The following is a 21,444-nucleotide window of genomic DNA, read 5'->3' as shown; positions in this document are numbered from 1 at the left end:
GGGCACAGCGTACCCACGCGGATGCGGACTACGCTGCCAGCGCGTGGGCATTGCATGCCCACACTACTCTGTTAGTTTTGATTGACGACCAGGCGCGGCTGATCCTTGCCAAAGCGCTGGCGTATCGAAGCCGCTATGCCTTCGGCATTCAGGCCGCACTGCGCCAGCAGCAGGGTGGCGTCGCCATGATCGATAAATCGGTCCGGCAAGCCCAGATTCAAGAGCGGCTTGACGCATCCTGCGGCAGCCAGCGCTTCCGCCACCGCGGCGCCGGCGCCGCCCATGATGCAGCCCTCTTCCACCGTGACCAGCGCATCGTGGCTTGCGGCCAGTTCCAGCACCAGTTCCACGTCCAGCGGCTTGATGAAGCGCATGTTGACCACCGTGGCGTCCAGCAATTCGCCGGCGGCAACACTAGGAGCCAGCAATGAGCCGAAAGCCAGGATCGCGACATTATGGCCTTTACGCTTGATTTCGCCTTTACCCAGCGGCAGAACCGTCAGCGCCGGATCGATCGCCGCGCCGGTGCCGGCGCCGCGCGGATATCGCACCGCAGCCGGACCGTTGTACTGATAAGCGGTGGTCAGCATCTGGCGGCATTCGTTTTCGTCGGAGGCAGCCATCACCACCATGTTCGGAATGCAGCGCAGGTAAGCCATATCGTAGTTGCCGGCGTGGGTGGCGCCGTCGGCGCCGACCAGGCCGGAGCGATCCAGCGCGAAGGTGACGTCGAGGTTTTGCAGGGCGACGTCATGGATCAGCTGATCGTAGGCGCGCTGCAGGAAGGTCGAATAGATCGCCACCACCGGCTTCAAGCCTTCGCAAGCCATGCCGGCGGCGAAAGTGACGGCATGCTGCTCGGCGATGCCGACGTCATAGAAGCGTTGCGGATAGCGCTTGGCGAAGGTATCCAGGCCAGAGCCGCCGGACATCGCCGGCGTGATGCCGATCAGCTTGTCGTCTTGCGCCGCGGTGTCGCACAGCCAGTCGCCGAACACCTGGGTATAGGTCATCTTGCTGACCGCGGCCGGCTTGATGCCTTCGGCCGGATTGAACTTGCCCGGGCCGTGGTACAGCACCGGATCGGCTTCCGCCAGCTTGTAGCCCTGGCCCTTCTTGGTCACCACGTGCAGGAACTGCGGTCCCTTCAGGTGCTTCAGGTTCTGCAAGGTCGGGATCAGCGATTCCAGGTCATGGCCGTCGATCGGGCCGATGTAGTTGAAACCGAATTCTTCGAACATGGTGGCCGGCACCACCATGCCCTTGGCGTGTTCTTCAAAGCGTTTGGCCAGCTGGCGCATCGGCGCCGGCAGGATCGACTTGCCGACATTCTTGGCCTGAGCGTAGAACTGGCCGGACATCAGGCGCGCCAGGTAGCGGTTCAAGGCGCCTACCGGCGGCGAGATCGACATGTCGTTGTCGTTCAGGATCACCAGCATGTTGATGTCGTCGTACACGCCGGCGTTGTTCATGGCTTCGAACACCATGCCGGCGGTCATGGCGCCGTCGCCGATCACGGCAATCGAGTGGCGCTCGGTCTCGCCCTTGGTCTTGGCGGCCAGTGCCATGCCCAGCGCGGCGGAAATCGAGGTCGATGAATGCGCGGTGCCGAAGGTGTCGTATTCGCTTTCGTCGCGGCGCGGGAAACCCGAGATGCCGTTCATCTGGCGCAGGGTGTTCATGCGCTCACGCCGGCCGGTAAGGATCTTGTGCGGATAGGTTTGATGGCCGACGTCCCAGACGATACGGTCTTCCGGCGTATTAAAGACGTAGTGCAAGGCAATCGTCAGCTCTACGGTGCCGAGGTTGGACGACAGATGGCCGCCGGTCTGCGACACCGATTCGATGACAAATTCGCGCAGCTCGTCCGCCAGCGGCTTGAGTTGCGCCCGCGACAACTTGCGCAGGTCTGCCGGGCTGTCGATTGTGTTGAGTATTTCCATATGCCCTAAACCCTAAGCTTTCCGTTGCACGATCAAATCCGCCAGCTCGCGCAGGCGACGTGCCTTATTCCCAAACATCGCAAGCGCCCGGTGGGCATCGTTGCGTAATTTTTCTGCCAGCGCCTGCGATTCCGGCAAACCCAGAATCGAGACGTAGGTCGGCTTGTTGTCGGCGGCGTCCTTGCCCGCTGTCTTGCCCAGCGTGGCAGAATCGGCAGTGGCGTCGAGGATATCGTCGACCACCTGGAACGCCAGCCCGATCGCCGTGCCATAGGCTTCCAGCGCATCGGTCTCGTCCTGCGCCAGGGCTTTGCCGCCCCATGCGCCCAGCAACACCGAAGCACGCAGCAAGGCGCCGGTCTTCAGCTTGTGCATCTGTTCCAGCTCAGCCAGCGACAGGCTCAGGCCGACGCTGGCCAGGTCGATGGCCTGGCCGCCACACATGCCGAGCGAACCGGAAGCCTGGGCCAGCAACCGCAGCATGACGATCTGCCGCGCCGCATCGAAGCCAGCGGCACCGGTCTCGGCCAGCACCACGAAAGCCTGTGCCTGCAAGGCGTCGCCGACCAGCAAGGCGGTGGCCTCATCATACTGCACGTGCACGGTAGGCTTGCCGCGGCGCAAGGCGTCGTCGTCCATGCAGGGCATGTCGTCGTGCACCAGCGAATAGGCGTGGATCATTTCGACTGCCGCCGCCGCCCGCTGCACAAGCGCTGCCGGCGCGGAAAATAGTTCCCCGGCAGCATATACCAGCAAGGGCCGCACACGCTTGCCGCCGTCCAGCACCGCGTAACGCATGGCCTGATGCAGCTTGGCCGGTGTAGTATTTTCTGACGGCAAGAATTTACCAAGCGCCGTCTCCATCTCGGACTGCACCTGGCGCATCCATTCGCCGAACGACTGTTCTGCAGCTGGCGTCGTGGCTGCTAACTGAGCGGCTGCCGTCATTCGTCGGCTCCGCTGTGATCGTTCAGGGCTTCACCGACGAAGGGCTTGAGCATGTCGCCTTCCAGCACCTTGACCTGGCTGTCGACCTTTTCCAGTTGCGCGGCGCAAAACTTGACCAGCTCAGATCCTCGCTTATAGGCGGCAACCGATGCTTCCAGCGGCAATTCGCCGGCTTCCATTTGGGCTACCAGTTGCTCCAGTTCGGCCATTGCTTGTTCAAACGAGGCCGGGCTGCTGGCGGAAATCGGATTCTTTGGCATAGTAGGTGTAATTAGATTAGACCGCTATTTTAGAGCAAACCTCTGTAAGCCGTTGAATTTAGACAGCAGTTTTGAAGCTTTGACTCGATAAAATGCCCGAAACGACGCCAAATCCGGCTTTTTTGTGGGATAATCCTCGGTTCTGTCCAAAATTTCCGTTTCATATTATTTGAACACAGGTTTTTGCGGATTCTTTCTCTCTTAGGTTGATACAACACATTTGGGGGTGGAGGGATGTCCGATCTGGCTTCTATTACCAAGCTCGCGCGCTCCGATGCGCAACTTCCGGTCAACGTCTACTTTGACGAAGCGCTGTTAAAGCGCGAAATCCAGCAACTCTTTCAGAATGGCCCGCGCTATGTCGGCCATGAGCTGATGGTGCCCAACGTCGGCGATTACGCCACGCTGGCTTCTGAAAACGAAGGCCGCATGCTGGTGCGCAATCCGCAGGGCATCGAGCTGATTTCCAACGTCTGCCGCCATCGCCAGGCGAAGATGTTCGACGGCCGCGGCAATACCCGCAATATCGTCTGTCCGCTGCATCGCTGGACTTACGATCTCAAGGGCGAACTGATAGGCGCGCCGCATTTCGGCGAGACGCCTTGCATGAACCTGTCCAAGACGCCTTTGCAAAACTGGAACGGCTTGCTGTTCGAGCAGAACGCTTTCCATGTCGGCGAAAAGCTGGCGCAGCTGGGCGTGGCCAAGGATCTCGATTTCAGCGGCTACCTGTTCGATCACGTCGAAGTGCACGAGTGCGACTACAACTGGAAAACCTTCATCGAGGTTTACCTGGAGGATTATCACGTCGAGCCCTTCCATCCCGGCCTCGGCAGCTTTGTCAGCTGCGACGATCTGCAATGGCAGTTTGGCAAGGATTACAGCGTACAGACCGTGGGCGTCAACCACGGCCTGGCGAAATCCGGTTCGCCGGCCTACAAGAAGTGGCAGGAACAGGTCCTCAAGTTCAACAACGGCCAGGCGCCCAAGTTCGGCGCGATCTGGCTGACGCTGTATCCGAACATCATGGTGGAGTGGTATCCGCACGTGCTGGTGGTGTCGACGCTGTGGCCGCGCGGCCCGCAGAAGACCACCAATGTGGTGGAATTCTACTATCCGGAAGAAATCGCCCTGTTTGAGCGCGAAATGGTCGAAGCGGAACGCGCCGCCTATATGGAAACCTGCGTCGAGGACGATGAAATCGCCCTGCGCATGGATGCCGGCCGGCGCATCCTGATGGAGCGCGGCGTCAGCGAAGTGGGTCCTTACCAGTCGCCAATGGAAGACGGCATGCAGCATTTCCATGAGTGGTACCGCAGCCAGGCCGGCCTGGTCTAGGTCCTGCCAAATCTGTACCCGGGGCCGGAGCCGGTTCGCCACTGACAGCGAATCAGCTCCGGCCTTTTATTTTTTTGCGGACACACGTAACGGCGCGAGAATCAGTCAAAATGACTGTAACACGGCCCCTTGCTAGACTTTTCCCATGCAATCACTCTGGATGCTCTTTGCCAGCCTCATGTTTTCCCTCATGGGGGTCTGCGTCAAGCTTGCTTCAGAACACTACTCAACTTCTGAAATCCTGTTCAGCCGCGGTGTGATCGGCATGCTGTTCATCGTCGCCCTGGTCGTCCTCAAGGGCGACACCCTGAAAACCCCGTTGCCGCGCGAGCATATGCGGCGCGGCGTAATCGGCGTGATTTCCCTGGCCATGTGGTTCTATTCGTTCAGCCTGCTGCCGGTAGCCACCGCCACCACTCTCAACTACACCTCATCGATATGGCTGGCGGCGATCCTGTTCGGCGTGGCATGGTGGCGCAGCAATGCGCGCTTTGAATGGGGCATGGCAGCCACCATCTTGCTCAGCTTCGCCGGCGTCATGCTACTGTTGCGGCCGTCGTTCGCCCCTGAACAAACCACGGCGGCCCTGATCGCCCTCGGCTCCGGCCTGATTTCCGCGATCGCCTATCTGCAGGTGCGGCGCCTGGGCCAGCTGGGCGAACCGGAATATCGGGTGGTGTTTTATTTTTCCGCCATCAGCGCCCTTGCCGGCCTGGCCGGATGCCTGGGCTTGCCGGGCGGCAGCTTTCCTTTCATGCATAGCCACAATCTGGCGGGATTCGGTTTGCTGATTGCGCTCAGCATCACGGCCACCATCGGCCAGATTGCGATGACCCGCGCCTACCGTCTCGGCAACCCGTTGCTTACAGCCAACCTGCAATACACCGGCATCGTTTTTTCCAGCATCCTCGGCATTCTCATCTGGCAAGACCAGCTCGGCTGGCGCGGCTGGCTAGGGACAACGGTAATCCTTATCGGCGGTTTGCTAGCAACGTTTTATAATCAAAGAAAGGCGCGTCCACCGACAGCGCTGCAGGCAGATAAATCGTTGGCTGACGACACTGCCTGAAATTGTTTCCTGTAGTGTCCTGATCAACACTTACCAAAAGGAATGCCATGTCTCAAGCACATCCCTACACCACGCTGATTTCTGCGGCGAACCTGCAGCAGAATGCGCAGAACCCGGGCTGGGTCATCATCGACTGCCGTCATGACCTGATGGATCCGGCGGCGGGAAGAAGCGCTTACGACGCCGGCCATATCGCCGGGGCACGCTTCGCCAGCCTGGATCAAGACCTGTCCGGCGCCAAGCAGGCGGCCGACGGCAGCTTCAAGGGCCGCCATCCGCTGCCGGCGCAGGATGCGCTGATTGCGACGCTGCGCCGCTGGGGCATCAGCGACGACACCCAGGTAGTTGCCTACGACGCCCAGGGCGGCATGTATGCCGCGCGCCTGTGGTGGTTGCTGCGCTCCATCGGCCACGCCTCGGTGGCGGTGCTGGATGGCGGTTTGGCGGCCTGGCAGGCGGCCGGACAAGGATTGACGACGGCAGAACCGGCGCCGGCGCCCGGCAGTATCAGCGTCAAGCCGCCGCTGACCGCCAGCGTCAATGCGCATGACATCCTGAGCAACCTGACCAACCTGCGCCGCACCATCGTCGATGCGCGCGCGCCGGATCGCTTCCGCGGCGAAAATGAAACCATCGACCCGGTCGGCGGCCATATTCCCGGCGCCAAAAACCGCTTCTTCAAGGACAATCTGCAGGCCGACGGCCGCTTCAAGCCGGGCCATCAGCTGCACGAGGAATTCGGCGCGCTGATCAGCGAACCGCAAACCGCCGTCATGCAGTGCGGCTCCGGCGTGACCGCCTGCCATAACCTGCTGGCGCTGGAAATCGCCGGCCTGCATGGCGCCGCGCTGTATCCGGGATCGTGGAGCGAATGGTGTGCCGACGCCACGCGGCCGGTGGCCAGGGGCGCATAAGGAAGCAGCCGCCCAGGAATTGAAACGGGGGAGTTGCGCTGCTGCGCACTCCCCCGTTTTTTTCATCCGGTCTTTCCTTAGTGCTGATGAGCGTGGCGCGTCAGGAACAAGACAATGGCGACGCCGGCGCCGATCAGCAGGATCTGCGGAATGGTTTCGCGCAAGGTGGCGCGGCGCTGCATCTGCGGCATCAGGTCGCTGACGGCGATATAGATGAATCCGGACGAGGCAAACACCAGCACGTAGGGAATCCATTCCATGCCGCGCTCCAGCGTGAAGTAGCCGAGCAAGCCGCCCAGCACCGCCATCAGGCTGCAGATCAGGTTATACACATAGGCACGGGTGCGCGAAAAGCCGGCATTCAGCAGCACGATGAAATCGCCGATTTCCTGCGGGATCTCGTGCACGATGATGGCCAGGCCGGTGATCAGGCCAAGGTGCGGATCGGCCAGGAAGGCGGCGGCAATCAGGATACCGTCGGTAAAGTTGTGCAAGCCGTCGCCGACCAGGATCATCCAGCCGGCCTTGCCCGCCTCTTTCTTGTCATGGCCATGATGATGGCCGTGGCCGTCATCCTCGTGATGGTGGGAGTGGCGCAGGATGGCAAATTTTTCCAGCACGAAAAAGGCTAGCAAGCCACCCAGCAGCACCGCGAACAGCGTATGGCTGTCGGCCTTGGATTCAAAGGCTTCCGGCAGCGCATGCAGCAGGGAAGTAGCCAGCATGATGCCGACCGACAGGCTGACCATGCGCTCGACCATCTTGGACAGCAGCGCGAAGGAAAAAATGGCAGCGGCAGTAATGCTGAAAACGCCGGCGATAGTAGTCGCCAGGAGAATTGAAACGAGTGTGGAATTAATTTTTGGCCCCAGCTAACAAACTTCAAATGCAACAATGTTGCAAATTAAAACACAGCTGCTGCATTTCGGCAAATTTAACTGTCATTTATCCCGCTGAGGGGTGGGAATTTTGTATCCAGATGGCCGCATCCGGATACAAATAGCCATGATGCCTGCCTGGTTCAGCTGACGCCATGCTCCTTGAACCAGGCCAGGGTGCGCTTCCAGCCGTCCTTGGCGTCGGCCTCGACATAGCTGGGACGATAGTCGGCATTGAAGGCATGGCCGGAATTCGGGTAGACCACGATTTCCGACCTGCTGCTGCCCTTGGCTAGCGCCGCCTTCATCTGCGCCACGTGATCCTGCGTAATGCCCTGGTCCTTGGCGCCGTACAAACCCAGTATCGGCACTTTCAGGGTCGGCGCGATATCCACCGGCTGCTTCGGCATCAGTTCGTTCTTTTCGCCGACCAGGCTGCCATACCAGGCGGCAGCGGCTTTTACCTTGGGATTATGGGCGGAATACAGCCAGGTGACGCGGCCGCCCCAGCAGAAGCCGGTGATCGCCAGCTTGTCGGTATTGCCGTTGTTTTCCTTGGCCCAGGCCACGCAAGCATCGACATCGCCCAGCACCTGGTCGTCCGGCACTTTGGAAATCACGTTCTTGTACAGCTCTGGAATGGTGGCGAAGGCGGCCGGGTCGCCCTGGCGCTTGAACAAGTCCGGCGCGATCGCCAGGTAACCCAGCTTGGCGAAGCGGCGCGCGATGTCGGCGATGTGCTCGTGCACGCCGAAAATTTCCGAGATCACCAGCACCACCGGCAGATTGGTCTTGCCCTCAGGCTGGGCGCGGTAAATCGGCACGCTCAAGCCGTTAATCTGGATTTCCAGCGCACCGGCGGTGAGGCCGGCGCTATCGGTCTTGATCACGGTCTGCGCGCATACCGGCAGCACCGCCGCGGCGAAGCCGGTGCCCAGCGTGGTCTTCAAAAAAGTACGGCGGTCAACATTGTCAGACAAACTGGTTTTTGCAACCAGGCTATCGAAATCTTCTTTCAAATTCGCCATCAAAGCTCTCCTTTAAGGTTAACCACCGGACATCACGCCATCAGTGCGCTTCGTCCCAATTCTTGCCCACTCCGACTTCGGCAATCAGCGGCACTTTTAGTTCAGCCACGCCAGCCATCAGTTGCGGCAGCTTTTCCCGCACCAGCGCCAGTTCGTCCTGCGGCACTTCAAGCACCAGTTCATCGTGCACCTGCATGACCATCTTGGATTTTAACTGTTCTGTTTCAATCCAGTTTTGCACCGCGATCATCGACAGCTTGATCAGGTCGGCAGCCGTGCCTTGCATAGGCGCATTGATCGCCGCCCGCTCAGCGCCCTGGCGGCGCTGGCCGTTCGGCGAATTGATTTCCGGCAGCCACAGACGGCGTCCGAACACCGTCTCGACGTAGCCTTGCGACTTGGCCTGCACCCGGGTCATGTCCATGAACTGCTTGACGCCGGCGAAGCGCATGAAATATTTTTCGATATACATTTGCGCCGCCGCGCGCTCGATGCCGAGATTGCCGGCCAGGCCGAATGCGCTCATGCCGTAGATCAGGCCAAAGTTGATGACCTTGGCGTAGCGGCGCTGCTCGCTGGTGACTTCCGCCGCGGTCGTCCCGAAGATTTCAGCGGCGGTGGCGCGGTGGATATCGACGCCTTCGGCGAACGCGCGCAGCATGTTTTCATCGCCCGAGATGTGGGCCATGATGCGCAGTTCGATTTGCGAATAGTCGGCTGAGACGATCACGCTGCCGGCCGGCGCCACGAATGCTTCGCGGATGCGGCGGCCTTCGGCGGTGCGGATCGGAATGTTCTGCAGGTTGGGATCGTTCGACGCCAGGCGGCCGGTGACCGCCACCGCCTGCGCATAATTGGTGTGCACGCGGCCGGTGTCCGCATTGACCATCTTCGGCAGCTTGTCAGTGTAGGTGGATTTCAGCTTGGACAGGCTGCGGTAGTCGAGCAGCACCTTCGGCAAGGGATAGTCTTCCGCCAGTTTCTGCAGCACTTCTTCATCGGTGGAGGGCGATCCGGACGGGGTTTTCTTGACCACCGGCAGCTTGAGCTTTTCAAACAGGATTTCACCCAACTGCTTGGGCGAACTCAGGTTGAACGGCTGGCCGGCCAGGTCATAGGCTTGCTGTTCGATTTCCAGCATGCGCTTGCCCAGCTCGTTCGATTGCGTCGCCAGCAGGCTGGCGTCGATCAGCACGCCGTTGCGCTCGATCTTTTGCAGCACCACCGAAGTCGGCACTTCGATTTTTTCGTAGATGAAACGCAGCTTGGCGTCGTCGACGATATGCGGCCACATGGTCAGGTGCAGCTGCAGGGTGATGTCGGCATCTTCCGCCGCATATTCGGTGGCGCGGCCGATCTCGACTTCATCGAAACCAATCTGCGAAGCACCCTTGCCGCATACTTCCTGGAAGGTGATGGTCTGGTGGTTCAGATGGCGCAGGGCCAGGCTGTCCATGTCGTGGCTGCGGTGCGATTCGAACACATACGATTCCAGCAAAGTGTCATGGACGATGCCGCGCAGGCTCACGCCCTGGTTGGCGAAAATATGGCTATCGTATTTGAGGTTCTGGCCGACCTTAGGCTTGCTGTCGTCTTCCAGCCACGGCTTCATCTTTTGCAGCACCAGTTCGCGCGACAGCTGCGCCGGCGCATCCTGGTAGCGATGGGCTACCGGAATATAAGCAGCGCTGCCGACTTCGCAGCACAGCGAGATGCCGACCAGCTGCGCGGTCATCGGTTCCAGCGAAGTGGTTTCGGTATCGACCGCGGTCAAGGCCGCCTTATCGATGCGCTGCAGCCAGGCGTCCAGCTGGGCCTCGGTCAGCACGGTTTCATAGTGCCGTTCGACGGCGTCGAACAGGCTACTCTGCGCCGGAGCGTCAGCCGCGGCGGCGGCAACGGCGGCCGTCGACACAGGCGCGCCGCCAGCGGAAGCGGAGGCCGCCGCCGCTGGCGCGCTCAATTCGCGCAGCCAGGTCTTGAAGTTGTAGCGCGTGAACAAGTCGATCAGGGTGTCCTTGTCCTGCTCCGGCGCGATCAGCGATTCCGGGATCGACACCATATGCGCGCTGAGGTCGCAATCGGTCTTCACCGTCACCAGTTCCTTGGCCTTCGGCAGCCAGTCCAGCACCTGCCGCAGGTTCTCGCCGACGGCGCCGCCGATGCTGGCGGCGTTGGCGATCACGTTGTCGACCGTGTCGTACTGCGCCAGCCATTTGACCGCGGTTTTAGGGCCGACCTTGGAGACGCCGGGGATGTTGTCGACGGTGTCGCCGATCAGGGTCAGGTAGTCGACGATGCGCTCCGGCGGCACGCCGAATTTGGCGATCACGCCGGCACGGTCGAGGGTCTCGTTGTTCATGGTGTTGATCAGCGTGACGTCGTCGTTGACCAGCTGCGCCAGATCCTTGTCGCCGGTCGAGACCACTGCCTGCATGCCGTGCTGCACCGCCTGCACCGTCAGAGTGCCGATCACGTCGTCGGCCTCCACCCCCTCCACCATCAGGATCGGCCAGCCCATGGCGCGCACGGCGGCGTGAATAGGCGTAATCTGTTTAACCAGGTCCTCCGGCATGGAGGCGCGAGTGGCCTTGTAGTCGGCGTACATATCGTCGCGGAAAGTTTTACCTTTTGCATCGAACACACAGGCAAGGTAAGCTGCGGGGTAATCAATGCGTAAACGACGCAGCATATTTATGATGCCGTACAGAGCGCCGGTCGGCTCATTGGCGGCATTGCGCATGTCGGGCAAGGCATGGAAGGCGCGATACAGATAACTCGAACCATCAACTAACAGCAGGGTTTTTTGCATATGGAATTGAACGGAAAAAATGTGCCGCGTTTGCGGCAAGTGACGGATATCGAACGCGCAACATCGAAAAAGGCGCGCGAATCGTGGCATATGTTCACGATTATGGCAGAATTTATCGAGTCGACCGAACGCCTTTCCGAGTTGCATCCAGCGGTATCCATCTTCGGCTCGGCGCGGATCAAGGAAGACAATCCGTATTATCCCCTTTGCAAGGACATTGCACGGCGCTTTTCCGACGAAGGTTTTGCCGTGATTTCAGGCGGCGGACCGGGCTTGATGGAAGCCGCCAACAAGGGCGCTTTCGAAGGCAAGTCGCCTTCGGTCGGCCTGAACATTGAATTGCCGCATGAACAAAGCGGTAACAAATGGCAGGATATTTCCCTCAGCTTCCGTCATTTCTTCGCCCGCAAGGTCGCTTTCGTGCGCTATGCCGACGCTTACATCGTGCTGCCGGGCGGTTTCGGCACCATGGACGAGCTGACCGAGGTCCTGACCCTGATCCAGACCGGAAAATGCCGCCATATCCCGATCATCCTGGTCGGCAGCAAATTCTGGAGCGGTCTGCTGGACTGGTTCCGTACCCAGCTGGTGGGCGACGGCATGATTGCCGCCAAGGACATGGACCTGATCCAGGTGCTGGACGATCCGGCCGAGATTCTTGCTGCCGTGGTGAAATTCTACGAGGCCGGCGAAACCGTCATGGCCGAGTCCGACCGCCATACCGGCGTTTTGCTGTAAACACCGCGCATGCCGGCCCCTTATCGCCTATAGGGGCCGGCGGTTTGTTACAATGCAGGCATAGTCTTGTCCCACTCAAGGTAGCCAAATTCACATGAATAAATCCAAAGTCTGGCCATTGCTGGCAATTTGTCTTGCCTCTCTCGCAACACCCTTGCTGGCAAGCGCCCAGCAAGCGACGCCGCCCGCCAAGACCACTGCCCCGCCGCCGCCAGAGCTGCAAAAGCTGGAAGAAGGCGAAGCGCCGCCTGTCACCATCCGCAAACCGGGTGAAGATAACGGCAACATCACGCAAACACGCAAGCAGGGCCGGGTTGATGAAGTCAAGGTCACGAGCGGCGGCAGCACCTACTACGTGAAGACGCCATCGCAGGCCGGTACTTTAGGGCCGACCGATGCGCCGCCGCGTGGCGCGCAATGGCAGGTCAAGGAATTTGACCTGGGCCAGAAAGCCCACAAGCCGGGTGAAGCAGTGCAGTCCGACAGCGATGCCGGATTGCCGCCGCCGGCGCTGCCCGCGACCAAGAACTAGTCCGGCACTCCCTTAAGCAGCCATGCGGCCAATGCGCGGAACCACCGCGTATTAGCCGCATATTTATTCCGACGAACATTGTCTTTCCCCGGTTTTTTCTCATGGCAGTATTTACCCCCGTCACACTAGACGATCTCACCCAGTGGATCCCCCCGTTTTCCTTAGGCAAGGCACTCGCCATCAGGGGCATTTCATCCGGTATCGAGAACAGTAATTTCTTCATCGACACCGAGCGCGGCGAATATGTGCTGACGATCTTCGAGAATCTCAGTTTTGAACAGCTGCCGTTTTACCTGGAACTGATGCGCCACCTGGCGCGCCGCGGAGTGCTGGTGCCGGCGCCGGTCGCCAATCAGCAGGACCAGATCATCAATCCGCTGCACGGCAAGCCGGCGGCGATCGTCACCAAACTGGAAGGCGCTTGCCAGATGGCCCCGGCGCCAGTCCATTGCGCAGCGGTAGGCGCGATGCTGGCGAAAATGCATCTGGCGGCGCAAGACTTTCCAATCCGGCAACCGAATCTGCGTGGCCTGCCGTGGCGGCGCGAAACCGCGCCGGTGGTGCTGCCCTACCTGCCGGCGGACGGGCAACAACTGCTGCGCGACGAAATGGCTTTCCAGGAGGCGTTTGCCGCCTCGGAAACCTATCGCCAGCTGCCCAACGGCCCGGTGCATGCCGACCTGTTCCGCAACAATGTGATGTTCAACGGCGACCAGCTGAGCGGTTTTTTCGATTTCTACTTTGCCGGCTGCGACACCTGGCTGTTCGACCTGGCCGTCACCGTCAACGACTGGTGCATCGACCTGGCGACCGGACAGCTTGACATTGCCAGAGTACGCGCCATGCTGGATGCATACCATGCCGTGCGGCCCTTCAGCGCGGCAGAGCAAGCCGCCTGGCAGCCGATGCTGCGCACCGCCGCCCTGCGCTTCTGGCTGTCGCGGCTGTATGACTTTTATTTGCCACGCGCCGCAGAAATGCTGACGCCGCACGATCCCGGCCACTTCGAGCGGATCCTGCGGCAGCGCGTCGCCCACCCGGCACCGAACCTGTACTGATTAAATAAACAATGGAAAAACTGCCTGCCAAAACCGGATGGATATGGATCAAGGAGGGGTTTGCGCTATTCCGCAAGCAGCCGGCCGAGATCTCCACCTTATTCCTGGCCTACATGTTCCTGATGCTGGGACTGAACCGGGTCCCGGTGCTGGGACAGATCATGCCGGTGATCCTGGTGCCGGTATTCGCCATGGCCTTCATGCAGGCTTGCCAGAATATCGAACAAGGCAAGCGCGTCTACCCTAACCTGCTGCTGGTCGGCTTCCGTTCGCCCGCACTGCAAAAACTGCTGATCCTGGGCATGCTGTACATGGTCGCGGCCGTCATTGCGATTGCCGCCTCGGCGCTGGTCGACGGCGGCGTGTTCTGGCAAACGGTGACCGGCCAGACTACGCTCGATCCGAAGGAGATACAGGATTCCAGCATGTCGCTGGCAATGATGTTCTCGGCAGTGGTCTACATCCCGGCGGCGATGGCGTTCTGGTACGCAGCGCCGTTGATCATGTGGCAAAAGATGGGTGTGATGAAAGCCATTTTCTACAGCTTCTTCGCCGTCTCGCGCGAGATGAAGGCATTCGCAGTCTACGGCCTGGCGTGGGCCGCCATCGGCGTAGTGCTGCCAGCCATCGTCAGCGTCCTGATCGCGGTGGTGATCGGCAATGCCTCTGTCACGATCATGGTCCTGCTGCCGCTGTCGATTGCCTTGACGGTGGTGATGTACTGTTCCTTCTACCCGACTTATACCCACATTTTCGGCAGGCCTGAGATGGATCTGCCGACGCTCGTGGAAACCCCTACGCAAGAGTAAGAATGTAGGGTGGGCACTCCGTGCCCACGCGGGAGTTTCCTCAACGTACATGCTTTCAGTGCAACGCCAGTCTGAACTCCGGTTATCACGGTCACGCGTGGGCACGGAGTGCCCACCCTACGCGACCTTCTCCAGCTTCGCCACACTCAGATCCAGCAGTTTCATGCCATGCTTGCCGAAATTGATGTGGGCGCGCGCATTGCCGCCGCTACCTTCGATATTGACAATCACACCTTCGCCAAACTTCAGGTGGGCGACGTTCTCGCCGATGCGCCAGCCGATATCGCGCCGGCCGAAGTTCTTCGAGATATTGTTGGCAGCTTTCTCGGGCGCTTCGTCCCAGGCTGACTTGGTATTGGCAAACCAGCTGTGCTGCTGCACCTTCGGCGACAGCCACTTCAGCGCGTCTTCCGGCAACTCGTCAAAGAAGCGCGAACGCATGTTGTAGCGGGTCTGGCCGTGCAGCATGCGGGTCTGCGAGAAGCTCATGTACAGGCGCTTCTTGGCGCGCGTGATGGCGACATACATCAGCCGCCGCTCCTCTTCCACGCCGGCGTCTTCCTTCTGCGAATTCTCGTGCGGAAACAAACCCTCTTCCAAGCCGGTAATAAACACCGCATCGAACTCCAGGCCCTTGGCCGAGTGCACCGTCATCAGCTGCAAGGCTTCCTCGCCCGCCTGGGCCTGGTTGTTACCTGCTTCCAGCGATGCGTGCGAGAGGAAGGCCGACAAGGGCGACATCACCGCAGACAGCGGCGCATCGGCGTCGAACACCTCGATGCCGTCGGCAGTCGTGATGGACGCTCCTGACACGGCTTGCGCCTTGGGGCCAAGCAAGGCCGGCGCATCGATACCGAATCCTTCTTCCGACACAAACAGGGTCGCGGCATTCACCAGCTGCTCCAGATTCTCGATGCGGTCCGCGCCTTCTTTTTCATTGCGGTAGTGCTGCATCAGGCCGCTCAGGTCGAGCACCACCTGCACCATTTCCGGCAGCGGCAGATGCTGGGTTTCAAAGCGCCCGCCTTCGATCAGTTTCAAGAAGGAACCGAGCGTGGCGCCGGCCTTGCCAGCGACGTAGGGCACCGCTGCGTACAAGGAAATGCCGTATTGCTTGGCCGCGTCCTGCAACTGTTCCAGCGAACGCGCGCCGATGCCGCGCGCCGGGAAATTCACCACGCGCAGGAAGGCTGAATCGTTATGCGGATTGTCCATCAGCTGCAGATAGGCGATCGCGTGCTTGACTTCGGCGCGTTCGAAATAGCGCTGGCCGCCGTACACACGGTACGGAATACCCGACGCCACCAGGGCATGTTCGATCACGCGCGACTGCGCATTCGAGCGGTACAACACGGCGATTTCGCTGCGGCTGCCGCCATCGTTGATCAGGCTCTTGGTTTCTTCGACGATCCACTGCGCTTCCTGCAAATCGCTGGTGGCTTCATAGATCCTGACCGGCTCGCCATGGCCGGCATCGGTGCGCAGGTTCTTGCCGAGGCGCTTGCTGTTGTTGGCGATCAGGGTGTTGGCGCTGTCCAGGATATGGCCGTGCGAACGGTAGTTCTGCTCCAGCTTGATCAGGTTCTCGACCCGGAATTCATGTTCGAAGGCGGTCATGTTGCCGACATTGGCGCCGCGGAAAGCGTAGATGCTCTGGTCGTCGTCGCCCACCGCGAATACCGCGCCGCGCTGGCCGGCCATCAGCTTCAACCATTTGTATTGCAAGTCGTTGGTATCCTGGAACTCGTCCACCAGGATGTGCTGGAAACGCGACTGGTAATGCTCGCGCAGCGGCTGGTTGCGGCTCAGCAGTTCATAGGTGCGCAGCAGCAGCTCGGCAAAATCGACCACGCCTTCGCGCTGGCATTGCTGGTCGTACAAGTCGTACAGCTCGACGAACTTGCGGTTGTAGTCGTCATTGGCTTCGACTTCATTGGCGCGCAAGCCCTGGTCCTTGGCGCCGTTGATGAAGTACATCAAGTTACGCGGCGGATATTTCTCATCGTCGACATTCATCGCCTTCAGCAGCCGCTTGATGGCCGACAGCTGGTCTTGCGAATCCAGGATCTGGAAGGTCTGCGGCAGGGCTGCATCGCGATAGTGCGCGCGCAGCAAGCGGTTGCACAGGCCATGGAAGGTCCCTATCCACATGCCGCGCGTATTGATCGGCAGCATCGCCGACAGGCGCGTCATCATTTCCTTCGAGGCTTTGTTGGTGAAGGTCACCGCCAGCACGCCCGACGGCGATACCTGGCCGGTCTGGATCAGCCATGCGATGCGGGTGGTCAGCACCCGCGTCTTGCCGGAGCCGGCGCCGGCCAGGATGAGTGCGGATTGCGCAGGCAAGGTGACTGCCGCGAGCTGTTCTGGATTGAGGTTATGAAGAAGATTTTGCATCCCCACATTATAAGCTGCGGGCGCGCCTGCCTGAGGATCGCTCGCGATATCAGCGTAAACTTATGCCGGATGGCCGGCGCCAGCAGTATCCGGGCTGGAAGGGTAAAATACCGCATTGCATCATCAGCAACGCCTCTGTATCCATCTCACCTCAACCAAGTCCCATCATGTCAGAAGAAGTCCGTCTCGACCGCGCCAGCCTGCCGCTGTCCGAGAGCGCAGTAACATTCCACATCGTTTCCACCGCTTTTTTTACATTTATTTGCTACTTGGCAATAGGCATTCCACTGGCGGTGCTGCCAGGCTATGTCCACATCGACCTCGGCTACAGCTCGGTGCTGGCGGGACTGGCGATCAGCATGCAGTATCTGGCGACCCTGCTGAGCCGGCCGCTGGCCGGACGCATGGCCGACTCGGTCGGGCCCAAGACCGCGGTCCTGCGCGGCTTGATCGGCTGCAGCATCAGCGGCGTGTTCCTGCTGATCGCGGCATTCTTTACCCATATGCCGGCGCTGAGCCTGGCGATCCTGCTGAGCGGCCGCCTGGTGCTGGGCTGCGGCGAGAGCATGGTCGGCACCGGCGCCATTACCTGGGGCATAGGACGGGTGGGCGCGCAGCACACGGCCCGCATGATTTCCTGGAATGGTATCGCTACCTACGGCGCGCTGGCCATCGGCGCCCCGCTCGGCGTGGTGATTGCCCACGCCTGGGGCTTGGCGGCGGTGGGCGTCACCGTCACCGTGCTGTCGGTCGCAGGCTTCTTGCTGGCACGCATGAAAGCGGCGACCGCGGTGGTGCGCGGCGAGCATTTGCCGTTCGGACGGGTATTGCGCAAGGTTTTCCCGCATGGCATGGGGCTAGCCCTGGGTTCGATCGGCTTCGGTTCCATCGCCACCTTCATCACCTTGTTCTATGCCAGCCACCAATGGCCGAACGCGGCTTTTGCGCTGACCTTGTTCGGCACTTTCTTCGTCGGCGCGCGGCTGCTGTTCGCCCATACCATCTCGCGCTTCGGCGGCTTCCGTGTTTCGATTGTCTGTTTTTCGATAGAAGCCTTTGGCCTGCTGTTGCTGTGGCAAGCCGGTTCGCCATTTTTTGCACTGTGTGGCGCGGCCCTGACCGGCCTCGGCTTTGCCTTGATATTTCCGGCGCTCGGCGTCGAAGCGGTGAACCTGGTGCCGGCCAACAACCGCGGCAGCGCGCTCGGCGCCTACTCGGTGTTCCTGGACCTGGCGCTGGGCGTCACCGGCCCATTGGCAGGCTTGATCGTGAGCGAATTCGGCTATGCCGAGGTGTATTTGTTTGCCGCCGCGGCATCGCTCGCCGCAGTGGCGCTGACGGTCAGCATGTATCGCCGCTCGCAGGCCGCCGCCAGCTAAGACTGAATTGACATAAAATCGTGGTGCAAGTCTCTCGTTCAACCGTCATCGTTAGAAGGAGCCGCACCATGGTAAAAAAGAGGTTCTTCACGGATTATCGGGAAGTAATCTAGAAATGGGAAAGCGGTGAAGTAAGTTTAAACTTGTTGTGCGACCAACAGTTTCTACCCAACCCCACCGCTTTCAATGACGGATAATAATCTTGACCTCCCATTCTGGGAAGGCTTTCGCGTCTGGAATTTTGACCGACGCGACGACGGCACTTGGATCAGCCTTGTGCCCACTGACGGCGCGCCAATGATTTGCTCCGGCTGTGAGCAATCTTGTTCCCAAGTTCACGAGACCTACTGGCGCACCATACGTGACATGCCGATGCTCGGCGATTCTGTGTGGCTGCAGGTGAATCTTCGGCGGCTGCGCTGCGATTCCTGTGGCACACGCACCGAGCGTGTGAAGTGGCTGGATCGGCACGCACGCATTACTCAGCGTCTGGCCCAATTCGTTGGTCTATGGTGCGAGAAGCTACCTGCGGCTCACGTCTGCAAGCTGTCCGGGCTGCACTGGGAAACGGTGCGCAAGATCGACCGACAACGCCTGGAGGGTAAATTGGCTGAGCTGCCTGACGCCCAGCCAACCAGGCTAGTGATGGATGAATTCGCGCTGTTCAAAGGACATCGCTATGCCACGGTTGTCCTCGATGCCGACACGCGCCGCGTTCTCTGGGTTGGCGAGGGTCGTAGCAGAGAGGCAATTCGCGTGTTCTGTGAATGGCTAGGGCCGGCGCGTTGCGCCGATATAAAGGCAGTGGCCATGGACATGAATACGGCTTTCGACCTCGAAGTCCAGCTGCATTGCCCGCAAGCCAGAGTGGTCTACGACCTGTTTCATGTGATTGCCAAATACGGTCGGGAGGTGATCGACAGGGTGCGCGTGGACGAGGCCAATCGCCTTAAAGGCGATCTCCCTATGAGGCGTGTCGTCAAGCGCGCCCGATGGCTGTTGTTGCGCAATCGCAGCAACGTGCCGTCCGAGCAGCAGCCGAAATTGGACGAACTGCTAGCTGCAAACAAAGCATTGATGACGGTCTACATTATGAAGGCCAGTCTGAAGGAACTATGGCAGGCCACTAGCGCTTGGCATTGGCGCAACGCCTGGCGCGCCTGGCTAAAGATGGCCCATGACAGTAGCATCGAGCCACTACAGAAATTTGCCAAAAAGCTCAAAATCTACTGGCGTGGAATCATAGCCAGGGTACGCTGGCCGATGCACACAGGGCAGCTCGAAGGAATTAACAATCGCATCAAAGTGATGAAGCGCATGGCATACGGATACCGGGATAGCGCCTTCTTCTTCCTGAAGATTAAAGCCGCCTATCCCGGTAATCCGTGAAGAACCAAAAAAGAACGTCGCAGTCATCGATATAGGCATCAGCGACAAGGATCGCAAGAAGATCGCCGACGGCCTCAGCAAACTGTTGGCCGACACCTACACCCTGTACCTGAAAACCCATAACTTCCACTGGAACGTGACCGGGCCGATGTTCAATACGCTGCATCTGATGTTCGAGACCCAGTACAACGAACTGTGGCTGGCGGTGGACCTGATCGCGGAACGCATACGCGCGCTCGGCTATCCGGCGCCTGCAACTTACAAGGCGTTCGCCAAGCTGACCTCGATTTCGGAAGAAGAAGGCGTGCCGAATGCGACCGCCATGATCCAGCAGCTGGTGCAAGGACAAGAGTCCGTGACGCGCACGGCCCGTTCGATCTTCCCGGTGGTGGACGCCGCGGCCGATGAACCGACCGCGGACTTGCTGACGCAACGCATGCAACTGCATGAAAAGAATGCCTGGATGCTGCGCAGCCTGCTGGAGACCTGAAGCTTCCGCGATTGCTTAACGGTTGTTGAACAAGGCCGCGAAACTGCTCGCCGCGGCGACCGGATCCGGTGCCAGATAAACACTGCTGATGGCCGCCACCATGTCGGCGCCGGCGGCGATCAGCGGCACCGCGTTCTCTTGCGTCATGCCGCCGATCACCACATTCGGCAAGGCGATTTCTGCATTCGAGCGGGTGATGATGTCGACTGGCGTGGTCACTGGATATTTCTTCACACGCGACGGATAGAATCCACCGAAGGCGACATAGCTGGCGCCGGCGCGCTGCGCCGCGTGCGCCAGTTCCAGATCACCGTAGCAGGAAGCGCCGACGATCTTGTCCGCACCAACCCGTGCCCGCACTTCCGCCACGCTGGCGTCGGTGCCGCCGACGTGGATGCCGTCGGCATCCAGCGCCAGGCACAGCTCGACATAGTCGTTGATAATGAAAGGACGCTGGTAGCGCCGGCACAGCGCCAGCAGGGCTTCCGCCTGCTCCTGGCGCAAAGCCGCATCAGCAGTCTTGTGGCGATACTGCAGCAATGCCGCGCCGCCTTGCAAGGCTTGCTCGCTGACTTCCAGCAATCTGGCGGTGTCATCCCAGTCGGGCGTGACGATGTATAAACCCTTCATGGCTTCTTCCTTAAGTGTTCAGAAACGGCAGCGTACGGTTCGGTATGCGCTGGCCGGCGGCGATTGAATACGATGCCGCCAGGGTCCGCTGGCAGTAGGTTTGCGCGGCGGCGATCGCCGCTTCCATCCCCAGCCCTTGCGCCAGCAGCGCTGAGAGCGCCGCCGCCAGGGTGCAGCCGCTGCCATGGAATCCACCCGGCAGGCGCGGCCAGCTCCAGCTGCGCGACTGGCTGCGGCTGCTCCAGCGATTCAAGACCTGGCCCTGTTCCGGACCGTGGCCGCCTTTTAGCAACACGTTCCGGCAGCCGCGTTCCAGCAGCAGCCGGGCCTGTTGCTCAGGATCGGTTTCGCTGCCGCACAGGCGGTCGGCCTCGAGCCGGTTCGGCGTGATGACCGTGGCCAGTTCAAACAAGGGCGCAACGGCGGCAATCGGATCTTCGCTGGCCAGGCTGTCGCCATGGCCGTTCGCCAGCACCGGATCGAACACTACCGGTAAATCAGGCTGCCGCACACGCAGCTGACGGATGATGGCGGCGATCACTTGGGCATTGTCGCGATTGCCGACGATGCCTAACTTGACCGCGGAGATATCGATGCGGTCGACCAGCGCCTGCGCCTGCTGCCGCACCAGTTCGGCGGCCACCGGATAAACGCCGAATACGCGTTCATTGTCCTGCACCGTCAGCACCGTGACGACCGACAGCGGATGGGCGCCAAGCGTAGCGATCGCAGTAATGTCAGCTTGCATGCCGGCACCGCCGCTCGGGTCCGAGCCGGAAAACACCAGCACGCAAGGCGGCGCCACGGCGCCGCTGCGCATGTCGCCAGTCAC

19 protein-coding genes are annotated in these 21,444 nt (G+C 60.4%); 10 read left to right on the top strand and 9 right to left on the bottom strand.

The features are described from left to right. Positions 1-71: 71 nt before the first annotated feature. The 3 genes from dxs to BCF11_RS15050 are packed head-to-tail and all read right to left on the bottom strand — an operon-like array spanning position 72 to position 3,151. Complete coding sequence (gene dxs, locus BCF11_RS15060) at positions 72-1,943, bottom strand: 1-deoxy-D-xylulose-5-phosphate synthase (RefSeq protein ID WP_098495446.1); 1,872 nt, start codon at positions 1,941-1,943, stop codon at positions 72-74. A 12-nt stretch (positions 1,944-1,955) separates the two neighbouring features. Next, complete coding sequence (locus tag BCF11_RS15055) at positions 1,956-2,891, bottom strand: polyprenyl synthetase family protein (RefSeq protein WP_098495445.1); 936 nt, start codon at positions 2,889-2,891, stop codon at positions 1,956-1,958. After that, positions 2,888-3,151, bottom strand: a complete 264-nt coding sequence (locus tag BCF11_RS15050) for an exodeoxyribonuclease VII small subunit (protein ID WP_061937211.1) — start codon at positions 3,149-3,151, stop codon at positions 2,888-2,890. The genes BCF11_RS15055 and BCF11_RS15050 overlap by 4 nt, the downstream gene beginning before the upstream one ends. Positions 3,152-3,385: 234 nt before the next feature. Here BCF11_RS15050 and BCF11_RS15045 point away from each other — a divergent pair, with 234 nt between their 5' ends. From BCF11_RS15045 to BCF11_RS15035, 3 genes are all read left to right on the top strand, one after another. Next, positions 3,386-4,489, top strand: coding sequence for an aromatic ring-hydroxylating dioxygenase subunit alpha (locus BCF11_RS15045; protein WP_098495444.1), 1,104 nt, complete (start codon positions 3,386-3,388; stop codon positions 4,487-4,489). A 145-nt stretch (positions 4,490-4,634) separates the two neighbouring features. Continuing rightward, positions 4,635-5,558 carry a DMT family transporter gene (locus BCF11_RS15040; RefSeq protein ID WP_098495443.1) on the top strand — a complete coding sequence of 308 codons (924 nt, stop codon included), beginning with the start codon at positions 4,635-4,637 and terminating at the stop codon, positions 5,556-5,558. 47 nt (positions 5,559-5,605) lie between these two features. Continuing rightward, positions 5,606-6,472: a sulfurtransferase gene (locus BCF11_RS15035; RefSeq protein WP_098495442.1), complete on the top strand. Its 867-nt coding sequence runs from the start codon at positions 5,606-5,608 to the stop codon at positions 6,470-6,472. A 77-nt stretch (positions 6,473-6,549) separates the two neighbouring features. On the opposite strand, the gene BCF11_RS15030 is transcribed toward BCF11_RS15035, so the two are convergent. The 3 genes from BCF11_RS15030 to polA all read right to left on the bottom strand — a co-directional run bounded on the left by BCF11_RS15030 (position 6,550) and on the right by polA (position 11,190). Further along, positions 6,550-7,293 carry a ZIP family metal transporter gene (locus tag BCF11_RS15030; protein ID WP_233212682.1) on the bottom strand — a complete coding sequence of 248 codons (744 nt, stop codon included), beginning with the start codon at positions 7,291-7,293 and terminating at the stop codon, positions 6,550-6,552. A 200-nt stretch (positions 7,294-7,493) separates the two neighbouring features. After that, positions 7,494-8,378, bottom strand: coding sequence for a dienelactone hydrolase family protein (locus BCF11_RS15025; protein WP_098495440.1), 885 nt, complete (start codon positions 8,376-8,378; stop codon positions 7,494-7,496). Between the two features lie 40 nt (positions 8,379-8,418). After that, positions 8,419-11,190, bottom strand: a complete 2,772-nt coding sequence (gene polA, locus BCF11_RS15020; RefSeq protein ID WP_098495439.1) for a DNA polymerase I — start codon at positions 11,188-11,190, stop codon at positions 8,419-8,421. Here polA and BCF11_RS15015 point away from each other — a divergent pair, their 5' ends adjacent. The 4 genes from BCF11_RS15015 (at position 11,191) to BCF11_RS15000 (ending at position 14,327) form a co-directional block, all read left to right on the top strand. After that, the gene (locus tag BCF11_RS15015; protein ID WP_098495438.1) at positions 11,191-11,928 is read left to right on the top strand and encodes a TIGR00730 family Rossman fold protein; all 738 of its coding nucleotides are present in this window, start codon (positions 11,191-11,193) and stop codon (positions 11,926-11,928) included. 94 nt (positions 11,929-12,022) lie between these two features. Further along, positions 12,023-12,460, top strand: coding sequence for a hypothetical protein (locus BCF11_RS15010; protein WP_098495437.1), 438 nt, complete (start codon positions 12,023-12,025; stop codon positions 12,458-12,460). Between the two features lie 101 nt (positions 12,461-12,561). Further along, positions 12,562-13,518, top strand: coding sequence for a homoserine kinase (locus BCF11_RS15005; RefSeq protein ID WP_098495436.1), 957 nt, complete (start codon positions 12,562-12,564; stop codon positions 13,516-13,518). 11 nt (positions 13,519-13,529) lie between these two features. Further along, the gene (locus BCF11_RS15000; RefSeq protein ID WP_098495435.1) at positions 13,530-14,327 is read left to right on the top strand and encodes a BPSS1780 family membrane protein; all 798 of its coding nucleotides are present in this window, start codon (positions 13,530-13,532) and stop codon (positions 14,325-14,327) included. 117 nt (positions 14,328-14,444) lie between these two features. Here BCF11_RS15000 and BCF11_RS14995 read toward each other — a convergent pair whose 3' ends face one another. Continuing rightward, entirely contained in the window at positions 14,445-16,724 is a 2,280-nt protein-coding gene (locus tag BCF11_RS14995) for a UvrD-helicase domain-containing protein (RefSeq protein WP_098495434.1), read from the bottom strand. 167 nt (positions 16,725-16,891) lie between these two features. Here BCF11_RS14995 and BCF11_RS14990 point away from each other — a divergent pair, with 167 nt between their 5' ends. From BCF11_RS14990 to BCF11_RS14980, 3 genes are all read left to right on the top strand, one after another. Continuing rightward, on the top strand, positions 16,892-18,103 hold the full coding sequence (locus BCF11_RS14990) for an MFS transporter (protein WP_098495433.1): 1,212 nt from the start codon (positions 16,892-16,894) through the stop codon (positions 18,101-18,103). Positions 18,104-18,289: 186 nt separating this feature from the next. Beyond that, positions 18,290-19,492 (top strand): ISL3 family transposase, encoded by a 1,203-nt coding sequence (locus BCF11_RS14985; protein ID WP_098494061.1) that lies wholly within the window; start codon positions 18,290-18,292, stop codon positions 19,490-19,492. After that, positions 19,485-19,982 (top strand): Dps family protein, encoded by a 498-nt coding sequence (locus BCF11_RS14980; protein ID WP_098495432.1) that lies wholly within the window; start codon positions 19,485-19,487, stop codon positions 19,980-19,982. Before BCF11_RS14985 ends, BCF11_RS14980 begins: the two co-directional genes overlap by 8 nt. 15 nt (positions 19,983-19,997) lie before the next feature. Here the strand turns inward: BCF11_RS14980 and thiE are convergent, their stop codons facing one another. Both thiE and BCF11_RS14970 read right to left on the bottom strand, forming a co-directional pair. After that, entirely contained in the window at positions 19,998-20,612 is a 615-nt protein-coding gene (gene thiE / locus BCF11_RS14975; protein ID WP_098495431.1) for a thiamine phosphate synthase, read from the bottom strand. A 10-nt stretch (positions 20,613-20,622) separates the two neighbouring features. Then, positions 20,623-21,432 carry a hydroxymethylpyrimidine/phosphomethylpyrimidine kinase gene (locus BCF11_RS14970; protein ID WP_098495430.1) on the bottom strand — a complete coding sequence of 270 codons (810 nt, stop codon included), beginning with the start codon at positions 21,430-21,432 and terminating at the stop codon, positions 20,623-20,625. Between the last annotated feature and the right edge of the window lie 12 nt (positions 21,433-21,444).

It is taken from the genome of Collimonas sp. PA-H2 (genome assembly GCF_002564105.1).
In the GTDB taxonomy this organism is placed as follows: Bacteria; Pseudomonadota; Gammaproteobacteria; order Burkholderiales; family Burkholderiaceae_D; genus Collimonas.
This window is presented reverse-complemented; position numbering and strand designations above follow the sequence as displayed.